Here is a 1,908-nt window from a genome sequence, read left to right as displayed (position 1 = left end):
CATATAAGAAGCAATCATATCGAGGTAATAAGTCATATTGAACCTTGTCATCATAACTAGCGCTATTAGTTCGACGCCTGTATAGCGCACCGATCACGAATAGACCATGTGTGGTAAGTACACTATGAAGTACACTGGAACTATCTGAGGGAGAAAACCCGCTGGTCTCATGAGCCTAAAGCCTAGTATTCGAGTTCTCACTAGGTAACCGAACCAGTGCAATCACCTAATTCCAGCTAGTATTTGGCTGGGGCAAAGTGTCAACTCGATCTTCCCAGCGCCTTGCTTGTTCGGCATAATCTAGATCAATTGTCTTTAACCCCTCGTATAATTTTGTTAATTCATTTGTAGCAACATAACTTCCTTGCTTGGAGAGATCTTCAAGCTCCTTAAGTTTTGGGTCGAATAGTTGGTGAATCATGTCTACCGTGGAATCATCAAGCGTTTTATTCATTCGACTGATGCAACTCTTTACTAATATAGCCTTCGTGTCCAAGTGCCCTGCTTTGGATAGCAAATAAGCAGTCACGGCTTCAACACTACTCTCAGTCTCATGCTGTAAATTAATAGGATTGTTATCACTGATATGTCTTTGTTTTTCTATGATTGCTATCGCAACCATAGAATTAAGTAATGGTGATACATCGTTAGGGCTAAAGGATTGATGGTAGTCAACCACATAGCTCATATACTGCACGGCTTTAGCATCGTCTTTAGGTACGAATTCGCCTAAATAACTATGAACCGCCATATAGATATATACGTTTATGAACTTGTCTGGATCGTGCTTTTTCTGTTTTACCTGTTCTACGTTTTTAATTATTTGGTCAAGTTCTTCATTATCTAAACCTTTATATTGAGAGAAGCCTTCTGGTACATCACGAATAATTATCTCCGCTATCTTGTCTAAATCGTGTTCAAGTTGCTGATACAGCGCAATAGCCTCTTTGTCACTACTGAATGGCTTACTGGCTTTGCATGGTTGAAAGTCTTCCACTTGAAGATCTAAGTCATTAGAATGAACTTCAATACCATTTGGCGTTTGTGTGAGATTATTCAGATCAATGGGCGTGTCAGACTGTTCGATGTGCTTGTAGATGTCACAACTTGATGAGCTGTCAGCAACGCTTGATACGTTAAAAGACGGGTTAGGTGTGCTTTGAGCGATTGCCATTGATGACAGCGTAGAAAGCACAGCAGCTGAGAATATAGATAAAATTGGGTTTAGATAATTATTAATATCTGCTTTTTTATTGTACATAGTGCACTTTCCAATATATTTGATAGAGTGAATTGTGAGCATATCTTATACTTTGCAGGTTAATAACTTGGATTTACAAAACAGGGAACATACCGAACTTTCTTGTTTTCGTCTGATACATGACTAGCAATAATAGCGGAAAATTCAGCGTTATGGTTTCAGAATAAAGTGGTTCGCATGATTTGTTCATTTCTAGCCTAATCTATGACTTTTATGAGCAGTCTACGGTCTAACTGATGTACGGCTAGAAAGTAACGAAAAGCTAAAACTTTATGACTAATTATAGTTATTTTATGCAAACAACTACTATGGTCAATTGTTCAATAAAATAATATTTAGTTGAGGAGCCAAGAAAAAGCTTTTAGAGAGTGTTAAAAATCTTATTTTGTTATAATTGAGGAATATTAAAATTGGAATACACACGCACAAAGAGCAAAAATCGACTACTTGTGAATCCAGAAAATTGGGGAGTCAGTGAGAATACTTATGGAATAGCACCTAAATACTACTATGATTTAGTATATCCATGTTTAGATTGCAGTAAGCTCGTTATGTGGTCTGCGGAAGAGCAGAAATATTGGTATGAAGAATTAGGTAAAAATACAAATTCAAAAGCAGTTCGTTGTCAAATTTGTCGTTGTCATACT

2 protein-coding genes are annotated in these 1,908 nt (G+C 37.2%); one reads left to right on the top strand and one right to left on the bottom strand.

What is annotated here, in order from left to right; genetic code table 11:
* Nucleotides 1–226: 226 nt before the first annotated feature.
* The gene (locus ACT3TU_RS14060) at nucleotides 227–1,261 is read right to left on the bottom strand and encodes a hypothetical protein (protein ID WP_192528747.1); all 1,035 of its coding nucleotides are present in this window, start codon (nucleotides 1,259–1,261) and stop codon (nucleotides 227–229) included.
* Nucleotides 1,262–1,710: 449 nt separating this feature from the next.
* Between ACT3TU_RS14060 and ACT3TU_RS14055 the strand changes: the two genes are divergently transcribed.
* Nucleotides 1,711–1,908 (top strand): zinc-ribbon domain containing protein (locus ACT3TU_RS14055; RefSeq protein ID WP_444784521.1); only part of this gene is annotated, 198 nt, incomplete at its 3' end.

This window comes from Psychrobacter sp. AOP3-A1-26, from assembly GCF_052378235.1.
In the GTDB taxonomy this organism is placed as follows: Bacteria; Pseudomonadota; Gammaproteobacteria; order Pseudomonadales; family Moraxellaceae; genus Psychrobacter.
Note: the sequence above shows the minus strand (reverse complement) of the source record. Positions and strands in the feature narration are given on the sequence as shown.

What these genes read in the sequence shown, in the direction of transcription:
- ACT3TU_RS14060 (WP_192528747.1), bottom strand. Translation starts at nt 1,261, where the DNA reads ATGTACAATAAAAAAGCAGATATTAATAATTATCTAAACCCAATTTTA.